We start from the raw sequence: 1,857 nt of genomic DNA on the forward strand, positions 1-1,857 counted from the left end.
AATTCTTCATATTCTCTTGTACCATCATCATATTCGTAAAGATTGTAAAAATACTCTGCTACCCCTAATCCCCATGGTGCATATCCAACCGCTGTTGCAACAAACTTTTTTCCCCCCTTCTGTTTACGTTTTTTTAAAAACATCTGGTTTAATATCCCCTATCTAAATCCATAACTTTACCAATGGGTTTATTTGCCTCAAAATGGACCGTACAGAAGCGTTTTTAATTTCAATGTGGTTTTTATCGCAAAATCTTTAAATCGCTCTGTAAGGTGCCTTTCTGTCAATTTAAACGCATATCTATTCTCAAAATCATCAGCAAACTTCACTACTTTGCTGTTTATCATTCAATGCCCTTTAAAACTTCTTCAAGTTCTTTTTGAAGCTTTTCTATGCGTTCTGATGGCATCGGTGCCTTTTTATTTGTTTCCTTTTCAGGCTTTTCAAGGCTCCTAAGAATGTGCTTTGCATGAAAGCGAATATTGCCTTCAAGCGTCTTACAATAACGATAAAAATCTGCTGTTGAGGGCATAAAGGTCGAATTTAAGCCCTCGGCTTTGCCTTTCAAAGCGTTCTTTGTTGCCGTTTGCAATACCCAGCTGCTTATGCCTTCAAGAGCGTAAAGATACGCAAGCGCTGTCGCTTTCTCATCTGATCCCATGGGGCTCTTAAGTCCATTTGAAAGGACAAGATACGTTGTTTGAATTTCTTCTTCAGTCGCTTTCTTTTCAAGCTTTTGCAACGCATCATGAACTAATGAAGTAATTCTCTCCGCTTCTGCAATCAATGGTTTTTGCCCTGTCTTCCAATGGAATGGTGGTTCGGTTGTCATCCTCGAATAGAAATTTGTACACACTATCTGAATTTTTGATATTGGACATGTGCTGTGCAACGCGATAACTCCATCCACGCTGCTGTACTGTTGTTTCAGTGCTTGACTTTCCATAGTTTTTTCCTTTCTGTAAATCTTCAATTGCCTTGCGTACCCAGTTGCGCCATGTTGCTTGCCAATCCGTTTTGCATGCGTCCTTACCTGCCTTGGCATTCCAATAATCTCTAAATTTTGCGATTTCGACTTTCACACGCTCTGAAGGCAAGCCTTCGTTGATTGCAAAATCGTAATCGGGTTCAAAATCCGCAGGCAATCGACAACCTCTATCGGCTTTAACCCGCTTGGCTTTTTTAGGAACGTTTTCTTGCTCGTGAATGGGAGGTTGGTTGTCTGATGATGTTGCGATTTGATTTGGTTCGCTTTCAATCGCATCAACCTCGATTGGCTCGTCAACCAAATCGATTGTTTCTAAATCTTCAAAATCAATTTCTTTTTTTAATAAAACGTTAGTTTTATTTTTTTTATATATGTTAATGTTATTGTTAATGGCATTGCGTTCGCATTGCGCAACACTATGCGCATCGTATGCGCTCTGCATGCAATCCGCATATGCGTTTTCTTTTATATGATTATTGTCATTTTTACCTTTTGTTTTATGCCATCTAGAATGAGCTGCTTTTGTTGCTGCTTCTGATTTCTCTTTGCTATCATTTAATTCTAATTCAACATCTGGGTTCCACAACCGACCATCTTCTAAACAAATGATATGTCCAGTTTCTAATAAAAGATCTAATGCCTTCTGAAATTTTTTTACTGAGCAGCCAGCCAATAAAGATAACACTTTAAAATTATTCGTAAGCGGCTCTCCTGTGCGAAGCATTTGAAAGCGCAACTTAACATATATGAAACCTTCAAAAGCTGGCAAATATGCAAGATCAAGTAGCCACTTGTCTGCAAAAAGCCTCGTCCATGGTAATTTACTGGACATACCCCAATTCCCTTTCTTTAACTAAATATAAAATTGC

General features: G+C 38.6%; 2 protein-coding genes. Both read right to left on the reverse strand.

Features of this window, described 5'->3' with window-relative positions; all coding sequences use genetic code 11:
- Positions 1-343: 343 nt before the first annotated feature.
- The gene (locus ACFIQE_RS09970) at positions 344-787 is read right to left on the reverse strand and encodes a hypothetical protein (RefSeq protein WP_375613776.1); all 444 of its coding nucleotides are present in this window, start codon (positions 785-787) and stop codon (positions 344-346) included.
- Positions 747-1,820 carry a hypothetical protein gene (locus ACFIQE_RS09975; protein ID WP_375707660.1) on the reverse strand — a complete coding sequence of 358 codons (1,074 nt, stop codon included), beginning with the start codon at positions 1,818-1,820 and terminating at the stop codon, positions 747-749. Before ACFIQE_RS09975 ends, ACFIQE_RS09970 begins: the two co-directional genes overlap by 41 nt.
- Positions 1,821-1,857: the final 37 nt, after the last annotated feature.

The organism is Bartonella sp. AA1HLJMS (assembly GCF_042197445.1).
In the GTDB taxonomy this organism is placed as follows: domain Bacteria; phylum Pseudomonadota; class Alphaproteobacteria; order Rhizobiales; family Rhizobiaceae; genus Bartonella.

What these genes read in the sequence shown, in the direction of transcription:
- ACFIQE_RS09975 (WP_375707660.1), bottom strand. Translation starts at nt 1,820, where the DNA reads ATGTCCAGTAAATTACCATGGACGAGGCTTTTTGCAGACAAGTGGCTA.